A 15,991-nucleotide genomic window follows, 5' to 3' on the forward strand; every position below is an offset into this window, starting at 1 on the left:
CTGGCTACTCCTGCGGCCGACCGGGTTCGAAATACCGTCCGGGAAACTCGATGCCCATGGCGCGCAGATCCTCCAGGAAGCGCGGCCGGATGCCGGTCGCCTCGAAATAACCGAGAATGCCGCCATCGGCGTCCATGCCGGTGCGCACGAAGCGGAATATCTCCTGCATCTGGATGACGTCGCCTTCCATGCCGGTCACCTCGGCAACGCTCGTCACCTTGCGCTTGCCGTCGGAAAGCCGGGTCAGTTGCACGATGATGTCGATGGCGCTGGCGATCTGACTGCGGATCGACTGCACCGTCATCGGCATGCCGGTCATGCCCAGCATCTGTTCGAGGCGCGAAATGGCATCGCGCGGCGTGTTGGCGTGGATGGTCGCCATCGACCCTTCATGGCCGGTGTTCATCGCCTGCAGCATGTCGAAAGCCTCCTCGCCGCGGCACTCGCCGAGGATGACGCGGTCGGGACGCATGCGCAGCGCGTTTTTGACGAGATCGCGCTGCTTGAGTTCGCCATGGCCCTCGATGTTGGCGGGGCGCGTTTCCATGCGCGCGACATGCGGCTGCTGCAGCTGAAGTTCGGCCGCGTCCTCGATGGTGATCAACCGCTCGTCTTCGGGAATGAAGGCCGACAACGCGTTGAGCATCGTCGTCTTGCCGGTGCCGGTGCCGCCCGAAATGATCGTCGTCTTGCGGGCGTGCACGGCCGCCGCCAGCACTTCGGCCATGTTCTGGGTGATGGCGCCGAATTCGACCAGCTTGTGCAGGCCGAGCTTGTTCTTGGAGAATTTGCGGATCGACACCAGCGGCCCGTCGACGCCAACCGGGCGGATGGCCGCGTTGAAGCGCGAGCCGTCCAGCATACGGGCATCGACCATCGGCTGCGATTCGTCGACGCGACGGCCAACCGCGGCGACGATTTTGTTAATAATTCTAAGCAGATGCGCCTCATCCTTGAACGGGATATGGACCTGCTGCAACTTGCCCTTCTTTTCGATGAAGCAGTTCTGGTGGCCGTTGATCAGGATGTCGTTGATTTCGGGATCCTTGAGCAACGGCTCGAGCGGGCCAAGACCGACCATCTCGTCGACGATATCGTCGACCAGCGCTTCGAGTTCGGCGGTGTTGATCGCCATCCGCTCCTGGCGGGTCTTTTCCGAAACGAAATCATGCACCTGACGGCGCATCTCATCCTTGGGCAAACGCTCCAGCGCCACCAGGTTGATTTCCTCGAGCAGCATGCGGTGAATGCGCACGCGCGCATCGAGCACCTTGTTGGCGTTCTTTGCCGGCGCGACATCGGGCTTTGCCGGCAAAGCCTTCCGGCTGGTCGGGATGACGACCGCATGATGCGCGACCGGCGTTGACTCCGCCGAGCGCTGCGGACGCGCGTCGCGGTTCTGCAGGGTGGAAAAACGGCTGGTCATCCGGCCTTCCTTTTCAAGAAGCCCTTGCCGAGGCCGAACAGCGACTTCGATTTGGCTCCGGTCGCGACCGCCTCCTCCGGCAGGATGATCTTCTTCAGATCGTTGACGACATTGGCATTGGGGTCGATCTCGTGCAGCGGCACGCCGCGGTCGACCGCCTCGCGCACCAGCCGGTAGTTGTTCGCGATGCCGCCGACGAAATGCTCGCCAAGGATCTCCTGGACGTCCGCCTGCTTGATGCCGTTGTCGAACATCTTCTGCTCGAAACGGTTGACGATGACGTTCGGCTTCACTTCCTTGCCGGCGGTCTCGTAGACCGCCTGGATCAGCCTTTGCGTGTGGCGCAGGCACGGCACCGTCATCTCGGCGACGATATAGAGCTTGTTGGAGCCAAGCAGCACCGTCTCCGTCCAGGGAAACCAGGTGCGCGGCATGTCGATGACGACATTGTCGAAATAGGCCGAGACGAGGTCCAGCATGCGCACCACGACATCGGTCTTGAACGAGCGCATCTCCGCCGGATGCGTCGGCGCGGCCAGCACGCAAAGTCCGCTGGCATGCTTGGACAGCATCACGTCCAGCAATTGCCGGTCGAGGCGTTCGGGCTGGTTCTCGATCTCGGTGATGTCGAAACGCGGCTCGAGGTCGAGATATTCGGCACAGGCGCCCTGCTGGAAATTGAGGTCGACCACGCAGGTCGAGGCGCCGCGCGTCACCGAGTGATGCAGCTGGAACGCTGTCTGCAGCGCCAGCGTCGTGGTGCCGACGCCGCCGGCGGCCGGCATGAAGGTATAGATTTGCGATTCGGTGTTTTCCTCACGCCCCGGCCCTTGCAGGGCCCGCACCACTGAGCGCACCAGATCGGCCGTGGTGATCGGCTTGACCAGGAAGTCCGCGACCTTGAGCTGTACCAGGATGCGCACCGCGGCGGCGTTGAACTCCTGGGTGACGACAACCACCGGCGCCTTGCCCTCCAGCCGGCGCATGACGCGCTGCAGCGACTCGACCTCTTCCAGTCTGGCCGCGTCCATGTCGACGATGATGGCGCCGAAATCCGCTTCCTGGATCTCGCCGCGCAGTTCGGTGACGTTCTTTTCCACTGTCGAGAGCTGGATGATCTCGGAGGCGGCGAATGCGGTCCGCGTGTCCTGCACGAAGGTCTTGTCCGTCGATACGAGCAGGATCTTCTTGGTCTTGATGCCGTTTGCCATTTTTGTCAGCCTGTGAGCTCGATCGCCCTTTGGGGTCAGTTGCCCGTGGTCGTCTGCGATGCCTTCGAAGCGGCGGCCTGATCCGGCGTGACCGGCCCGGCATCGCCACGCTTGGCAGGCACGAGAAGCCTTGTGTTCTGGACGCCGTACTTCCAGGGATCGACCATCTGCATGACGGTGTTGGCGGCCTGGGCGTTGCCGGAGCCCGGCGTCACCCCTTCGCTGCGTATGTAATCGTCGCTGGTGCAGCCGCCGGCCAAAACGGCAAGGAGCAAGGCGACACTCGATCTCAGGACCAGACGCATGGCTTCAGTCCTTCGGCAGGTCGAGGAAGTGCCCGACCGTGGTGGTGGGAGCGGTCCGTGCGGCGCTGCCATCGGCCAGCGCCAGCGCCCGGCCGGCGTCCGATGCCTTCACTTCCTCGGTGTTGTTGAGGAAATAGTCGACATTGCTGGCCGGCCGCGTGCCGTCGGTCGGCTCGACCATTTTCTTCGACGGATCGACCGGCTTGACCAGGTAGGGCGTGACGATGATGACCAGATCGGTCTCGCGCCGCTGGTAGGATTTCGACGAGAACAGCGCCCCGAGCACCGGCATCTTGCCGAGGCCGGGAATGCGCGATGTGGTGATGTCGTTTTGCGACTGCAGCAGTCCCGCGATCATGAAGCTCTGGCCGTTCTTGAGATCGACGGAGGTCTTGGCGCGGCGCACGATGAAGCCCGGCACGGAGATAGTGCCGATGTTATAGGAGGACGACGCATCGATGGAGGAGACTTCCGGCGCGATGTCGAGGCTGACCAGCCCGTCCTTGAGCACGGTCGGCGTGAAGTCCAGGCTGACGCCGTATTTCTTGTAGCTGACGGAGATCTTGCCGTTGTCTTCAGAGACCGGGATCGGGAATTCGCCGCCGGCCAGGAAGCTCGCCGTCTCGCCGGAGCGGGCGATCAGGTTCGGTTCCGCCAACCGCCGGGCAAGACCGCGCTCTTCCAGGGCCTTGATGGCGATATCGATCGACACGCCGTTCGACAGCAGCCGGCCGATGATTTCGCCGGTGCCGGCCGCCGGCACGGTTCCTGGGTCGAGCGAAACGTCGCGTCCGCCGAAACCGTAGGCAAAATTGGCACTGTATTTGGCACCCAGATCCTGCCCCGCCTGGCGGTTGATCTCGACGAAGCGGACGTTGAGCTGAACCTGCTGCGACGACGAGATGTTGACCGAGTTGATCACTTCCTCTGTGCCGGAAAAGCGCGTTGCGATCTTGTTTGCCTTTTCGGCGGCGACCGCATCATCCGCCTCGCCCGACAGCACGACACGGCCATTGGCCGAGCCGACCTTGATCTTGGCGTCCGGCACGCTGGCGCGGATGGTGCTGGCCAGCTGATCCGTGTCGAGCGTCACTTCGATGTCGACGGTGCCGACGAGCTGCTTCTTCTCGTCGAACAGCGCAATGCCGGTGGTGCCGAGATTGTTGCCGAGCACATAGAAGGATTTGTCGGTCAGTGGATTGACGTTGGCGATCTCAGGATCGCCGATGACGATCTGGTAGAAGGCGGCATTCGTCACGATCGTCTTGGGCTTGCCCTTGGCGACCTTGATCGACGCATTCTTGGTCGCCGAGACATAGACGATGTCATTGTCCGCCTTGGCCACGCCGGGCAAAGCGAGCATTGCGCCCGCAACCAGCGCGGCAGCCATCGCCAGAGCGCGCGCAAAGCGCGATCGATCCATCATTCGATATAGGGTACACATCAACATTGCCCTGTCCCGTCCGGTCCCCACCGGCCTTTACTTCTGGTCCCGCTCAGGAACCTGATATTCCTCGGCCTTCGTGCCGCGCGTCACGATGACCGTCTTGAATTTCGGCTTCTCCGGCTCCTTGGTTATCGCATCGAACAGCGAGCCGGCCGCGGCCTGAGCCTTGGCCGCCACCGATCCGCCAAACGACGAGATGGTGGTGACGCCGTTCTTGCCGTCGCCGCCTTCGGAGGCCGAGCGCAGCGACAGCGACAGCGTGCCGACGGTGCGGGCAAGCGCCACTTTCTGCGCGCCTTCGGTCGTCACTTCGATGGTCACGGAATTCGTGATCTGCGGCGTCGTCTGGCGCTCGTCGGCACCCTGGCCGACACTCAGCACCTTGGCGTCGGCAACGACGATCTCGGAGGTGACGGTCGAACCGGCAGCACCTTGCGCGTTCTTGGCAACTTCCTGGATTTCGCCGGCATCGCGCGTCAGCACGACATCGACGCGGTCGCCCGGCGTGACGAACCCGCCGACACCGGCGATCTCGTCGGTTCGGATGGTCACCGCCCGCATTCCGGGCGTCAGCATGTTGGAGAGCGTCGCGCGGCCGTTCGGCCCCGACAGCTTGGTCAGCAGCACCGGTTCGTTGACCTCGATCGGCGACAGCACGATGCGATTGCCCTCGCCGAGCAATCCGTCGATGGTGGCAAAGGCGCCTTGCGGCAGGGAATCCTGCGGCCAGGGGATTTCGATCAGCTTGGCGCGATCGAGTTCCTGGCCGTAGCGCAGCGGCGCTTTCGCTACCACAATGGTCTTGAATTCGATCCTGGGCGGTACCGGAGCGGCGATCGACGCCGTCTTCTCCTCGGCATCGGCCTTGGCCTGGCTCTTGACCCAGAAATCCGCGGCAAAGATCGAGATCGCGCCGAAAACGGCGGCGATGCCGATCATCGTTATGGCCTTGCCCCTCACGCCGAAACCCCTGATACCCGTCGTTTCTTGTTATGTTGGGCTCACGCTAGGCCGCTTTGTTAAAGAATCAGGAATGTAGAACGGTGGTATTGGACCTATTTCCGCCCGCTTGGTTATCGAATGGTTTTAGGATAAGACGGGTCAAATCCCCGAACGTAACAGGAACCTCCGTCGCTTGGCGCTGAAAAGCGTGGCAGTATCGACGGGTGATTCGCAGCACCGGACCCTATGGCAGGCATGGACGACAACAACGACCTCTTCGGCAATATGGACAAGCAGCCGCAGCCGGTTCGCACACCGGCGCGCCCGGCCGACCCGCTTGTGCAGGCAGCAGCCAAGCGCCCGGCCGCGACCAAGGATGGCAGCGAGGGCTACAGCGCCGCCGACATCGAGGTGCTCGAAGGCCTGGAGCCGGTGCGCCGCCGGCCAGGCATGTATATTGGCGGCACCGACGACAAGGCGATGCATCACCTGTTCGCCGAGGTCATCGACAATTCGATGGACGAGGCGGTTGCCGGCCATGCCACCTTCATCGATGTCGAGCTTTCGGCCGACGGGTTTCTGACCGTTACCGACAATGGCCGCGGCATCCCGGTCGATCCGCATCCGAAATTCAAGAAGCCGGCGCTCGAAGTCATCATGACGACGCTGCATTCGGGCGGCAAATTCGACTCCAAGGTCTATGAAACCTCCGGCGGCCTGCATGGCGTCGGCGTTTCCGTGGTCAACGCGCTGTCGGATCATCTCGAGGTCGAGGTCGCGCGTGGCCGCCAGCTCTATCGCCAGCGCTTTTCGCGCGGCATTCCGGTAAGCGGCCTAGAGCAGCTTGGCGAGGTCCATAATCGGCGCGGAACGAAAATCCGCTTCCATCCCGACGAGCAGATCTTCGGCAAGGGCGCGGCCTTCGAACCGGCGCGCCTCTACCGCATGACGCGCTCGAAAGCCTATCTGTTCGGCGGTGTCGAAATCCGCTGGACCTGCGATCCCTCGCTGATCAAGGAAAAGGACCAGACGCCGGCCAAGGCTGAGTTCCATTTCCCCGGCGGCCTGAAGGACTATCTCAAGGCATCGCTCGGCGACGACTTTCAGGTGACGCGGGAAATCTTCGCGGGAAAAAGCGAAAAGCAAGGCGGCCATGGCTCGCTCGAATGGGCGGTGACCTGGTTCGGCGGCGACGGCTTCATCAATTCCTACTGCAACACCATCCCGACCGGCGAAGGCGGTACGCACGAGGCCGGCTTCCGCAACGTGCTGACCCGGGGCTTGCGCGCCTATGCCGATCTGGTCGGCAACAAGCGCGCCTCCATCGTCACCTCCGAAGACGTCATGATCTCGGCCGCCGGCATGCTATCGGTGTTCATCCGCGAGCCTGAATTCGTTGGCCAGACCAAGGACAGGCTGGCGACGATCGAGGCAATCCGCATTGTCGAGACCGCGATCCGCGATCCGTTCGACCATTGGCTGGCCGACAATCCGCAGGAAGCCTCGAAGCTGCTGGAATGGGTGATCGCGCGCGCCGACGAGCGGGTGCGCCGGCGCCAGGAAAAAGAAGTGTCGCGCAAGAGCGCGGTGCGCAAATTGCGCCTGCCGGGCAAGCTCGCCGACTGCACGCAGAACGCGGCGGCCGGTGCCGAACTGTTCATCGTCGAAGGTGACTCCGCCGGCGGCTCGGCCAAACAGGCGCGCGACCGTGCCAGCCAGGCAGTACTGCCATTGCGCGGAAAAATCCTCAACGTGGCCAGTGCCGGCAATGACAAGCTGGCGGCCAACCAGCAGATATCGGACCTGATCCAGGCTCTCGGCTGCGGCACGCGCTCAAAATACCGCGACGAGGATTTGCGCTACGACCGCGTCATCATCATGACCGACGCCGACGTCGACGGCGCCCATATCGCTTCGCTGCTGATCACCTTCTTCTACCAGGAAATGCCGGCGCTGGTGCGTGGCGGCCATCTCTATCTGGCGGTGCCGCCGCTTTACTCGATCCGGCAAGGCGGCAAGGTCGCCTATGCCCGCGACGATGCGCACAAGGACGAGCTCCTGCGCACCGAATTCACCGGGCGCGGCAAGGTCGAGCTTGGCCGCTTCAAGGGCCTGGGCGAGATGATGGCCTCGCAGCTCAAGGAGACCACCATGGATCCGAGAAAGCGCACGCTGCTCAGGGTCGATGTGAACGAAATCGATTCAGCCACCAAGGACAGGGTCGATGAGCTGATGGGCACCAAGCCGGAAGCCCGCTTCCGCTTCATCCAGGAGCGTGCCGAATTCGCCGAGACGGAAGTGCTGGATATCTAGCCGCGGGCCAGTTTAGCTTGCGCTTCCGATATGGAGACCGGCACGTGACCTGGGCGCGGCTGAAAGCCTATTTCGAGACGAGCCTGGCCGGGTTGACGCAGCCGACGCGCTCGGACTGGATTTTCGCCCTGCGCACCGTTTCGGCCGGCCTGATTGCGCTGCTTGCCGCCTATGCCCTCAAGCTCGACCACCCGCAATGGGCGATGATGACGGTGTTCATCGTCGCCCAGCCTGTCGCGGGTATGGTGCTGGCGAAGGGTTTCTACCGGTTGCTCGGCACGCTGGCCGGCGGGCTGGCGGCGATCGGCATCACCACTGTCTTCGGCACCAACCCATGGGTTCTGGTGACGGTGCTCGCCGTCTGGATCGGCATCTGCACCTTCGTTTCCTCATTGCTGCGCAATCCCGAAGCCTATGGTGCGGCACTTGCCGGCTACACGGCGATGATCATCGGCCTGCCTGCCTTCGGACAGCCGCATCTGGTCGTCGATCTCGCTGTCGCCCGTTGCGCGGAAATCGTGCTTGGCATCGTCTGCGCCGGCGTGACCAGCCGGCTGATCCTGCCGAAACTGGCCAGCGATGCCATCATATCGCGGCTGAAGCGCTGCATTCTCGACCTTGCCACCTATGCCGCGGGCGCCTTCTCGGGAGGTGATACAGCGACACTTTCCGCACTGCATCGCAAACTCGTCGCGGACACCCAGACACTTGGCGAAATGCGCGCCTATGCAAGGCTGGAAGCGCCGAGCTTCGCGCCGCGTGCCCACCCGGTGCGGCGCACCATCGGACAATTGCTCTCGGCCCTGTCGGCGGCACGCGCCCTGCATTCGCACGCCGCTCCGAAAAACGCAGCCCTCATCCCGGTGCGTTCGCAATTGCAGGCCCTTGTCGGCGATTTGGCAACAAAGCCCGGCGCACTGGACGATACGGCACCCTGGGTGGAACAGCTCGACGCCATCTCGGCCAGGGCCCGGCAACTGCCCGATGCTTCAATCGACCAGGGTGACGACAGGGTCGGCACCATCACCCGCCTCACCATCGCCGCCGATTTCGCCGAGGCGCTCAAGCAGGTGCTGCGCGGGCTCGATGCCTTGCGCGCGCCGGTCACAGGTACCGGCCGCGCCGGCAGGCAGCCTGCGCTGGTGGTGCACCGCGACTACCCCGGCGCATCGCGCAATGCCGTGCGTGCCGCCCTTGCCACCCTGCTGGTCGCGGCCTTCTGGCTGACGACGAAATGGTCCGAGGCGGCGGGCACGGTCATTCTCGTTGCCGTCGTATCCAGCCTTTTCGCCGCTCGCCCCGATCCGGTGCAGGTGTCCTGGGGCTTCTTCAAGGGCACGCTGCTGGCTTTGCCCTTTGCCTTTCTCATCGGCCAGATCGCATTGCCTGCTTTGCCCGGCTTCGGCTGGTTCGTGCTGTTCGTTGTGCCGATCCTGGTGCCGACGGCGCTGGGCATGGCCAATCCGCGCTATGTCGGCATAGCCACGGCCTTCGCCATCAACTTCCTCGCTTTCCTCAGCCCGCATCAGGCGATGACCTACGATCCTGGCCCGTTCTTCGCCGGCTCGGCGTCCGTTCTGGTAGGCATTCTGCTGGCGATCGGCGTCTTCATTGTCGTGCTGCCCGCCGATCCGTGGCTCGCGGCGAACCGGATCGTACGGGCCATGCGCGAGGATTTGGCACGGCTTTGCCTGCACGAGCGCGTGCCGAGGCGTTCGGCCTTCGAAAGCCTCGCCTATGACCGCATCAACCAGCTGATGCCGCTGGTGCAGAATTCCGGCAGGAAGGGTGATGCGGTGCTGGGCGGCGGCGTCGCCGCCGTCACGGTCGGCCTGGAGATCCTGCGGCTGCGCGGCGCGAGCCAAAACCATGCCATCCCGTCCGAAACCGCACTTTCGATCGCCAATTTCCTGAGAGGGCTGGCGCGCGAACTGCTGTTCCGCGCCCCCGGCGATCCGCAGACAGCCACCATTGCTGTCGCCCGGCAGTACGCGGCGAGCATCGCCCAGCGAAACGCCCCCGGCGACATGCTGCAGATCGCGGCATCCCTGCGCATCATTGCCGCCGCGATGGAGGATTTTCCCGATTTTTTCGCGAGGGATAAAGCCTAGGCCGCCGCAATGGCCAGCGCGTGACCCCGCGCGTTCTCGCGCAGCGCGTCGAGATGGATCGACTTGACCAGGGCCGCGAGATCGCCTTCCGCGGATTGCCCGCCCAACTCCTTGAGCATCAGCCAGCTGACTTCCTGCACGCCGGCGATGCGCTTGCCATTGGCGACCTCCCGCCAGATTTTCAAGGCACGCAGGATGATCGCATGCGTTGCCGCGGCCAGGCCCGCGCTGCGGAACAATGCCTGCAAGGCCACGTCGTGGCCGCCGGCCAGCAGCGCCCTCACCCGCGGTTCGGACTGCTGGGCGAGTGCGACCAGCGTGGAGCCGAAGAAATCGACCTTGCCATGCGCGATGGTGCGGATGAGGAAGCTCGCAGTGAGGTCGCCGCGCAGCCTGAGATGCTCGATCAGCGCGGCATGTTCTTCCTGGCGCGTGCCCTCGATCAGTGTCACCGAGGCCTTGACGCAGGCGTCCCGCAGGACGCGATCGGCCCGCGCGGCGCCCATCAATGCCATGACCAGCGGCGATGTCTTCAACGTCTCGCCGAGCTTGATCAGCAGCATGTGCCGGCAGTCGGCAGGCAGCCTGATGTCCAATATCAGCGCCTCGCGCACCTGCGGCAGATGCCCATGGCGTTCGGCCATGCGGCGGAAGCTCAGAGAAGCGATGTCGGCGCCGCTGTTGGCGAGCAGCACCGCGCAGGCTTCCGCCTCGCCGATCTCGGCGATCGCCGCCGACAGCGCCATCGAGACGACAGGACGGTCGGCGATCAGCTTCTGCGTCGCCTTCTGACTCGCCGCCACGCGGTTGATCAGATCGGCATCGGTAAGCAGCGGCGAACGCGCCAGCACGACACCGGCGACTTCTGGCTGGTCGGAGGCCAGTGCGCTGATGATCTGCAGCGGCGCGTGATGGCTCATGGAGAGCGCTTCGGCCATCGCCAACCGCACCTTTGACGAAGCATCGTCGAGCAGCAGCGTCAGCGCCGCTTCCGCCGCGCAGCGGTCCTCGAACGGCAATTCGGAATTGACATAGGCCCGGGCCAGCGCATTGGCCGCGGCGGCGCGCTCGGACACTCTTGCCGTATAGATCCATTTCAGGAAATGCGAAACAACAACCATGCCGCCTGCTTACGCCCCTTGCCGGGAGGTTTCCGGCCCCGCTTAAGACGGTAGGCAGAAATGGTTTACGAACGGTTCACCATGTTCATTAACTGGCTTGCGAGCGCCGGATGCAGCGCCTATCAACCGTCAATCAGCGCAGGAGACTGAAAAATGGCCGGCCTATATCTCGAGGAGTTCGTCGTCGGCCATGTCTTCCAGCACACGCTGCGCAAGACCGTGACCGAGAGCGACAACATGCTGTTTTCGGTGATGACGCTGAACCCGCAGCCGCTGCATATCGACTTCGATTTCGCCGCCAGGAGCGAGTGGGGCAAGCCGCTGGTCAACTCGCTGTTCACGCTCGGGCTGATGATCGGCATTTCGGTCAATGACATCACGGTCGGCACGACGGTCGCCAATCTCGGCATGAAGGAAACCACCTTTCCACACCCGGTCTTCCATGGTGACACCATCCGCGTCGAGACCACGGTCATCTCGGTGCGGGAATCGAAATCGAAGCCGGATCGCGGCATCGTCGAATTCGAACACCGCGCCTACAACCAGCAAGGCGACCTCGTCGCCAAATGCACCAGACAAGCGATGATGCTGAAAAAGGCCGCCTGATGCGCTCGCTGCTGTTCGTTCCCGGCGATTCCGAGCGCAAGCTGGAGAAAGGCTTTGGCGCCGGCGCCGACGTGCTGATCGTCGATCTCGAGGATTCCGTGGCGCTGCAGAACAAGGCAGCCGCGCGAGACATTGCGGCACGCTTTATCGGCGAACGCAGGGGCCAAACCAGCTCGGCCATCTACATCAGGGTCAACGACCTTTCGACCGGACTAACGGATGACGATCTTGGCGCGCTCGTTCCGGTGAAGCCGGACGGGATCATGCTGCCGAAATCCAACAGCGGCCAGGATGTCCAGCAGCTCTCGGCAAAACTCAGGGTGGGCGAGGCCGAGAACGGCCTGCCCGACGGCTCGATCAAAATCCTCCCGATCATCACCGAAACCCCAGCGGGTGTGCTCGCCGCCGCGACCTATGCCGGCGCGAGCGCGCGGCTCGCCGGCCTCACCTGGGGCGCGGAAGACCTGTCGGCCGCGATCGGTGCGCGCGCGGCGCGCGACGAGCACGGCCGCTACACCGACGTATTCCGCCACGCTCGCCTGACGACCATCCTGGCGGCGGGTGCCGCGGAGGTCGCGGCAATCGACACCGTGTTCCCGAACTTTCGCGACATGGCGGCCTTCGCCATAGAATGCGCGGAGGCCGAGCGTGACGGCTTCACCGGCAAGATGGCGATCCACCCCGACCAGGTGCCCGTCATCAACGCCGCCTTCACGCCCTCGGCCGAGGCGGTGCAACAGTCGGCGGCGATCGTCGCGGCGTTCGAGGCGGCGGGAAATCCCGGTGTCGTCGGCATCGACGGCAAGATGTTCGACCGCCCCCATCTGCGGCTGGCCGAACGGCTGCTGGCACGCGCCAAGGCAGCCGGAATCTCCGCTTAGTCTGCCGAGCCTTTGCTCGTCAGTCCCGCGCCAGGACGATAATCCGGTCCTCCGGCAGATAGGTCAGCGCTTCCGACTTCAGCGGATTGACGGTGACGCCGCCCAGAGCCCGCTGGTCGGCGTCTCCGGCGCGGATGCGTCGATAGCCAATGGCGATCTCGCCGCGCAGCCGCGCCGACTCCGCGATCGTCCAGAAGGTCAAGGGCTGGTCGATGGCGACATAGTCGGCGACTGGGCGCATGTAGATTTCGGAGCCCTGCTCGTCGAGCAAATCATCGAAGATCGCGGCGAGATACTGGTTCTCGGACGCCTGCGCCAGCATCAGGCTGACCAGCCGGTTGCTGACGACGAAATCATCGGCCTTGGTCACCGCCGCAAGCTCGCGGTTGCGCACGTCGATCATCTCGCTGACGATGGAGATGTGCAGGCCGGCATCGTCGGCGATCTTGCGCAGATGCAGCAGCGTCACCAGCGTGCGCGTGTCGGCCGGCTGCGCGGCCATGGTTTCGCTGTAGCCGAGGACCAGCACGTGGTCGTAGGAAGGCACGTCCAGGCTTGAAAGCGCCGTGCTGCTCGACGTGTCGGTGATGCGGCAGGAAACCGACAGATTGTCGCCAGCGACCGGCAGTCCGGCAACTTCCTGCTCGAGGCCAGGCGTATCGGCGGCGATGGTCAGGATCGAACCAGGCGCGACGTAGCGCGACAGTTCATAGGTGATGATCGGACCGCGCCGGTTCCAGCCGAGGATCAGCGTGCGCTCCGGCTTCGCCTCGACGGGCCGCGGGTCGCGGATCGCCGCCGTGTCGATCTTGATCCCGGCGCTTCCGGGCCTGATCGCGGCATCGTCCTCGGCGATGATGATGGCGCGCATGTCCTTGCCGATCACCAGCTCCGACGGCGGGTTGAGATTGACGCGTCCCCCCTGGTCGCAGAGCCCGATCAGCGCGCAATGCTCATAGGCCATCACCGCCTCGCCGAAAGTCTTGCCGGCGAGCTCCGGCTGCGTGGTCGTGTAGATCTCGCAGCCATCGAAATCGAGCAGTTCCGAATAGACGCCGCTGAGGCCCGACTGCCGGCTCGAATGCACGACGATGCGCGAGATCAGCTGATCGGCCAGCACGAGCTGCACCTCGGCCCCGCCGACGACGCGGGCGACCTCGGCATTCTTGCCGTCGCGGATCTCGGCGGCGATGTTATAGGGGTCGGTGCGCCGGCTCGGGTCGTTGACCAGCGCCAGCACCGTCTTGATGACCTGCGAATCCGGATCGTCGCCGTCCGGCGACAGCACGATGACCGACCGCGAGGTCTGCGGGTTGACGATGGCGAGATCATAGAGATCGGTCGGATCGCCGCTGCGGCAGATGATGCGCGTGTTGCCCAGTTTGCCGACCTTGGCCGCGATCTCGTCCTCCATCGCGACCTTGTCCATATTGGCCATGACGACGATGCGCGGACGGCGGCGGCTGGCATTGGCGATGACGAGTTCGGAAATCACGTCGAAGATCGACGGCGACCAGTTGAGGATGATTGTGTGGTCGCTCTCCAGCACCCGAGAACGGCCCTTGCGCAATTCATCGAGCTTGCCGTCGACGCCGGCGCTGAGCACGCCGATGAGGGCGGACACGACGAAGATGCCGGCAAGCGTGACGACCAGCATGACGAGGCGGAAGGCCCAGCCGGTGTCACCGCCCATCGTCCCGGAATCGAGCGTGCGCATCAGCGATTCCCAGAACGCTTCGAAGAAATTCAGCGGCTCGCCGCCTTCCGGCGCGATGCGGGTCACCGCAAGGAAAGCGGCGGCGGCGATGATGATCAGCAGGGAAACGACGGCAAGCCAGCCGATCAGCGCGATCGGGCCGGCGGCCATGCTCTTGTCGAAGCCGTAGCGCAGCCGGGTTCCCAGCGAGTCTCGTTTCTTCATGCCAGTGGTGCCCCCGCACTATCCCCAAGGTCGATGCGTCAACCCAACGCATCGCCGAAGCCGCTCTCTTAGCGTGTGTTCAGAGGAAGGGGAATCGCTTTTCGCGTGGTCACGGCTAAGGAAGCCGCCGTGAGGCAAACCTGACGCACCGGTCTGGTGCGGCGGTTACCAGACCATCGGGATCAGGCGATAGCGGACCCGGGTTGCGTAGTCGTCATAGCCACGCAGGCCGGTGCGCAGGGTTTTCTCCTCGATGAAGGTGCGGATAGCCAGGAGAACGATGAACACGAGCACCGATACCAGCCCCCACCAGGAGCCAAGCAGGAGTGCCGTGCCGGCGAAGAAGAGGATGGCGCCGGCATACATCGGATGGCGGACGTAGCTGTAGGGCCCCGTGGTGATCACGCGCTGTCCGCGCTCGTCCTGGATCTTCACCACGGGTGCGGCGAAACTGTTCTCCAGCATGGTCAGGTAGCAGATCCAGATTCCGACCAGCAGGACCAGCGCGCCGACCGCCTGCGCCCAGAAGGGGACCGCCGACCAGCCGAAACGGAAGTCGAATCCCATGAAGCTCAGCCAGCCGAAGATGCCGATGAGAAGTATGGAGAGGAGGACCTTGTCGGCCGCGGCCTGATTCTTCTGGATCGGAGCACTCAGCCGCTCATTCATCAGGCCGGGATCGCGCCGCGCCAGCGCCACGCCCATGGTGAGGCTGAGCCCCACCATCACCACCAGATAGACCCAGGCTGCCGGCCAGGCAAAGGTGCCCGCCGACAGGAACAGCAAGGCGCCCATGACGCCGAACCAGATGAACGTCTGAAGAAGCAATTTTGCGATCATCATCGACCTTCCGCGCTGTGCTCCCATGATATTGGCTGAAATAGACCAATGGTCTACCATACCGACCGATGGTCTATAATTCAAGTGGACTATCTGGTATCCCGTACTGGACGGGACCGGCCATCGCGTGCAGAAGGTTTCGTCATGCCCCGTGTCATCAAGCATCCAGAGATCAGGCGAGAAGACATCCTGGACCATGCCCAGGCCCTGTTCCTGACGCAGGGCTACGACAGAGCGAGCCTCAATGACGTGATCGCTTCGGCCGGTATCTCGAAGGGTGCCTTCTATCACTACTTCGCCTCCAAGGAGGCTCTTCTCGAAGCCTTGGCCGACCGATTCGCGAGACAGGCGCTGGCAGGCGTCCAGGGTGTAGTCGACGATCCCGGCCTCGACCCGCTTGGCCGCCTGAATGGCCTGCTCAGCCAGTCGCGACAGGCCAAGATCGAGACCGCGGCGGAGGCCTGGGCTCTTTTCGAAACGATGTTTCGGCCGGAGAATCTGGTGCTCTTCCACCGCATCAACCTGGCGGCCAACGCGTCGTTTTCGCCCCTGCTGGTCAAGATCATCCGGCAAGGTGTGGAAGACGGCACCTTCAGGACCTTCGATCCGGAGGGTGTCGCCGACATCGTCATGCAGTTCGGCTTGGCCACGCACGATGTCGTCGCCAAGGCGATCGCCGGCGGCAGCGACGCCGACATGGAGGTCGCGATCGAAGTCCTGGAAAAACGTGTCAGGCTCTACGAAATCGCTCTCGACCGCATACTCGGCCTTCCCGACGGCAGCATTCGGATCGGAGAGCCCGGCTATATCAGAGCCGTCATGACGGCCCGACGGAAAGCCGACAAGGCGCGGTGATTTGCCAAGTCA

At 63.8% G+C, this 15,991-nt stretch carries 13 protein-coding genes; 5 read left to right on the forward strand and 8 right to left on the reverse strand.

From position 1 onward, the window contains the following. Positions 1–4: 4 nt before the first annotated feature. From MAFF_RS04700 to cpaB, 5 genes are read right to left on the reverse strand one after another with little or no spacing between them, the layout of a single operon-like run. Positions 5–1,426 carry a CpaF family protein gene (locus MAFF_RS04700; protein ID WP_010909738.1) on the reverse strand — a complete coding sequence of 474 codons (1,422 nt, stop codon included), beginning with the start codon at positions 1,424–1,426 and terminating at the stop codon, positions 5–7. Then, complete coding sequence (locus MAFF_RS04705) at positions 1,423–2,637, reverse strand: AAA family ATPase (protein WP_032930463.1); 1,215 nt, start codon at positions 2,635–2,637, stop codon at positions 1,423–1,425. Before MAFF_RS04705 ends, MAFF_RS04700 begins: the two co-directional genes overlap by 4 nt. A 35-nt stretch (positions 2,638–2,672) precedes the next feature. Continuing rightward, the gene (locus MAFF_RS04710; RefSeq protein WP_032930464.1) at positions 2,673–2,942 is read right to left on the reverse strand and encodes a hypothetical protein; all 270 of its coding nucleotides are present in this window, start codon (positions 2,940–2,942) and stop codon (positions 2,673–2,675) included. 4 nt (positions 2,943–2,946) lie between these two features. Next, positions 2,947–4,365, reverse strand: coding sequence for a type II and III secretion system protein family protein (locus MAFF_RS04715; protein WP_420651759.1), 1,419 nt, complete (start codon positions 4,363–4,365; stop codon positions 2,947–2,949). A 57-nt stretch (positions 4,366–4,422) separates the two neighbouring features. Further along, the gene (cpaB, locus tag MAFF_RS04720; RefSeq protein WP_010909742.1) at positions 4,423–5,349 is read right to left on the reverse strand and encodes a Flp pilus assembly protein CpaB; all 927 of its coding nucleotides are present in this window, start codon (positions 5,347–5,349) and stop codon (positions 4,423–4,425) included. 237 nt (positions 5,350–5,586) lie between these two features. Between cpaB and parE the strand changes: the two genes are divergently transcribed. Further along, a complete protein-coding gene (gene parE, locus MAFF_RS04725; protein WP_010909743.1) occupies positions 5,587–7,644 on the forward strand; it encodes a DNA topoisomerase IV subunit B in 2,058 nt (685 codons plus the stop codon). Positions 7,645–7,688: 44 nt separating this feature from the next. Beyond that, on the forward strand, positions 7,689–9,755 hold the full coding sequence (locus MAFF_RS04730; RefSeq protein WP_010909744.1) for an FUSC family protein: 2,067 nt from the start codon (positions 7,689–7,691) through the stop codon (positions 9,753–9,755). Here the strand turns inward: MAFF_RS04730 and MAFF_RS04735 are convergent. Further along, complete coding sequence (locus MAFF_RS04735) at positions 9,752–10,876, reverse strand: DUF2336 domain-containing protein (protein WP_044547730.1); 1,125 nt, start codon at positions 10,874–10,876, stop codon at positions 9,752–9,754. The two genes, MAFF_RS04730 and MAFF_RS04735, sit on opposite strands and share 4 nt — an antisense overlap. A 153-nt stretch (positions 10,877–11,029) precedes the next feature. Here MAFF_RS04735 and MAFF_RS04740 point away from each other — a divergent pair, with 153 nt between their 5' ends. Continuing rightward, positions 11,030–11,482, forward strand: coding sequence for a MaoC family dehydratase (locus MAFF_RS04740; RefSeq protein WP_010909746.1), 453 nt, complete (start codon positions 11,030–11,032; stop codon positions 11,480–11,482). Continuing rightward, on the forward strand, positions 11,482–12,363 hold the full coding sequence (locus MAFF_RS04745) for an HpcH/HpaI aldolase/citrate lyase family protein (RefSeq protein ID WP_044547731.1): 882 nt from the start codon (positions 11,482–11,484) through the stop codon (positions 12,361–12,363). Before MAFF_RS04740 ends, MAFF_RS04745 begins: the two co-directional genes overlap by 1 nt. A 19-nt stretch (positions 12,364–12,382) precedes the next feature. Here MAFF_RS04745 and MAFF_RS04750 read toward each other — a convergent pair whose 3' ends face one another. Together MAFF_RS04750 and MAFF_RS04755 are read right to left on the reverse strand one after the other, a co-directional pair. Continuing rightward, on the reverse strand, positions 12,383–14,284 hold the full coding sequence (locus tag MAFF_RS04750) for a CASTOR/POLLUX-related putative ion channel (protein WP_010909748.1): 1,902 nt from the start codon (positions 14,282–14,284) through the stop codon (positions 12,383–12,385). A gap of 165 nt (positions 14,285–14,449) precedes the next feature. Then, complete coding sequence (locus MAFF_RS04755; RefSeq protein ID WP_044550515.1) at positions 14,450–15,124, reverse strand: methyltransferase family protein; 675 nt, start codon at positions 15,122–15,124, stop codon at positions 14,450–14,452. Between the two features lie 144 nt (positions 15,125–15,268). On the opposite strand from MAFF_RS04755, the gene MAFF_RS04760 reads away from it, so the two are divergent. Next, positions 15,269–15,979 (forward strand): TetR/AcrR family transcriptional regulator, encoded by a 711-nt coding sequence (locus MAFF_RS04760; protein ID WP_010909750.1) that lies wholly within the window; start codon positions 15,269–15,271, stop codon positions 15,977–15,979. Positions 15,980–15,991: the final 12 nt, after the last annotated feature.

Origin of the sequence: Mesorhizobium japonicum MAFF 303099 (assembly GCF_000009625.1) — a bacterium.
Taxonomy (GTDB): domain Bacteria; phylum Pseudomonadota; class Alphaproteobacteria; order Rhizobiales; family Rhizobiaceae; genus Mesorhizobium; species Mesorhizobium japonicum.

Coding starts and splice junctions, on each gene's coding strand:
- MAFF_RS04700 (WP_010909738.1), bottom strand. CDS start 1,426: ATGACCAGCCGTTTTTCCACCCTGCAGAACCGCGACGCGCGTCCGCAG.
- MAFF_RS04705 (WP_032930463.1), bottom strand. CDS start 2,637: ATGGCAAACGGCATCAAGACCAAGAAGATCCTGCTCGTATCGACGGAC.
- MAFF_RS04710 (WP_032930464.1), bottom strand. CDS start 2,942: ATGCGTCTGGTCCTGAGATCGAGTGTCGCCTTGCTCCTTGCCGTTTTG.
- MAFF_RS04715 (WP_420651759.1), bottom strand. CDS start 4,365: ATGGATCGATCGCGCTTTGCGCGCGCTCTGGCGATGGCTGCCGCGCTG.
- parE (WP_010909743.1), top strand. CDS start 5,587: ATGGACGACAACAACGACCTCTTCGGCAATATGGACAAGCAGCCGCAG.
- MAFF_RS04735 (WP_044547730.1), bottom strand. CDS start 10,876: ATGGTTGTTGTTTCGCATTTCCTGAAATGGATCTATACGGCAAGAGTG.
- MAFF_RS04740 (WP_010909746.1), top strand. CDS start 11,030: ATGGCCGGCCTATATCTCGAGGAGTTCGTCGTCGGCCATGTCTTCCAG.
- MAFF_RS04745 (WP_044547731.1), top strand. CDS start 11,482: ATGCGCTCGCTGCTGTTCGTTCCCGGCGATTCCGAGCGCAAGCTGGAG.
- MAFF_RS04750 (WP_010909748.1), bottom strand. CDS start 14,284: ATGAAGAAACGAGACTCGCTGGGAACCCGGCTGCGCTACGGCTTCGAC.
- MAFF_RS04755 (WP_044550515.1), bottom strand. CDS start 15,124: ATGATCGCAAAATTGCTTCTTCAGACGTTCATCTGGTTCGGCGTCATG.
- MAFF_RS04760 (WP_010909750.1), top strand. CDS start 15,269: ATGCCCCGTGTCATCAAGCATCCAGAGATCAGGCGAGAAGACATCCTG.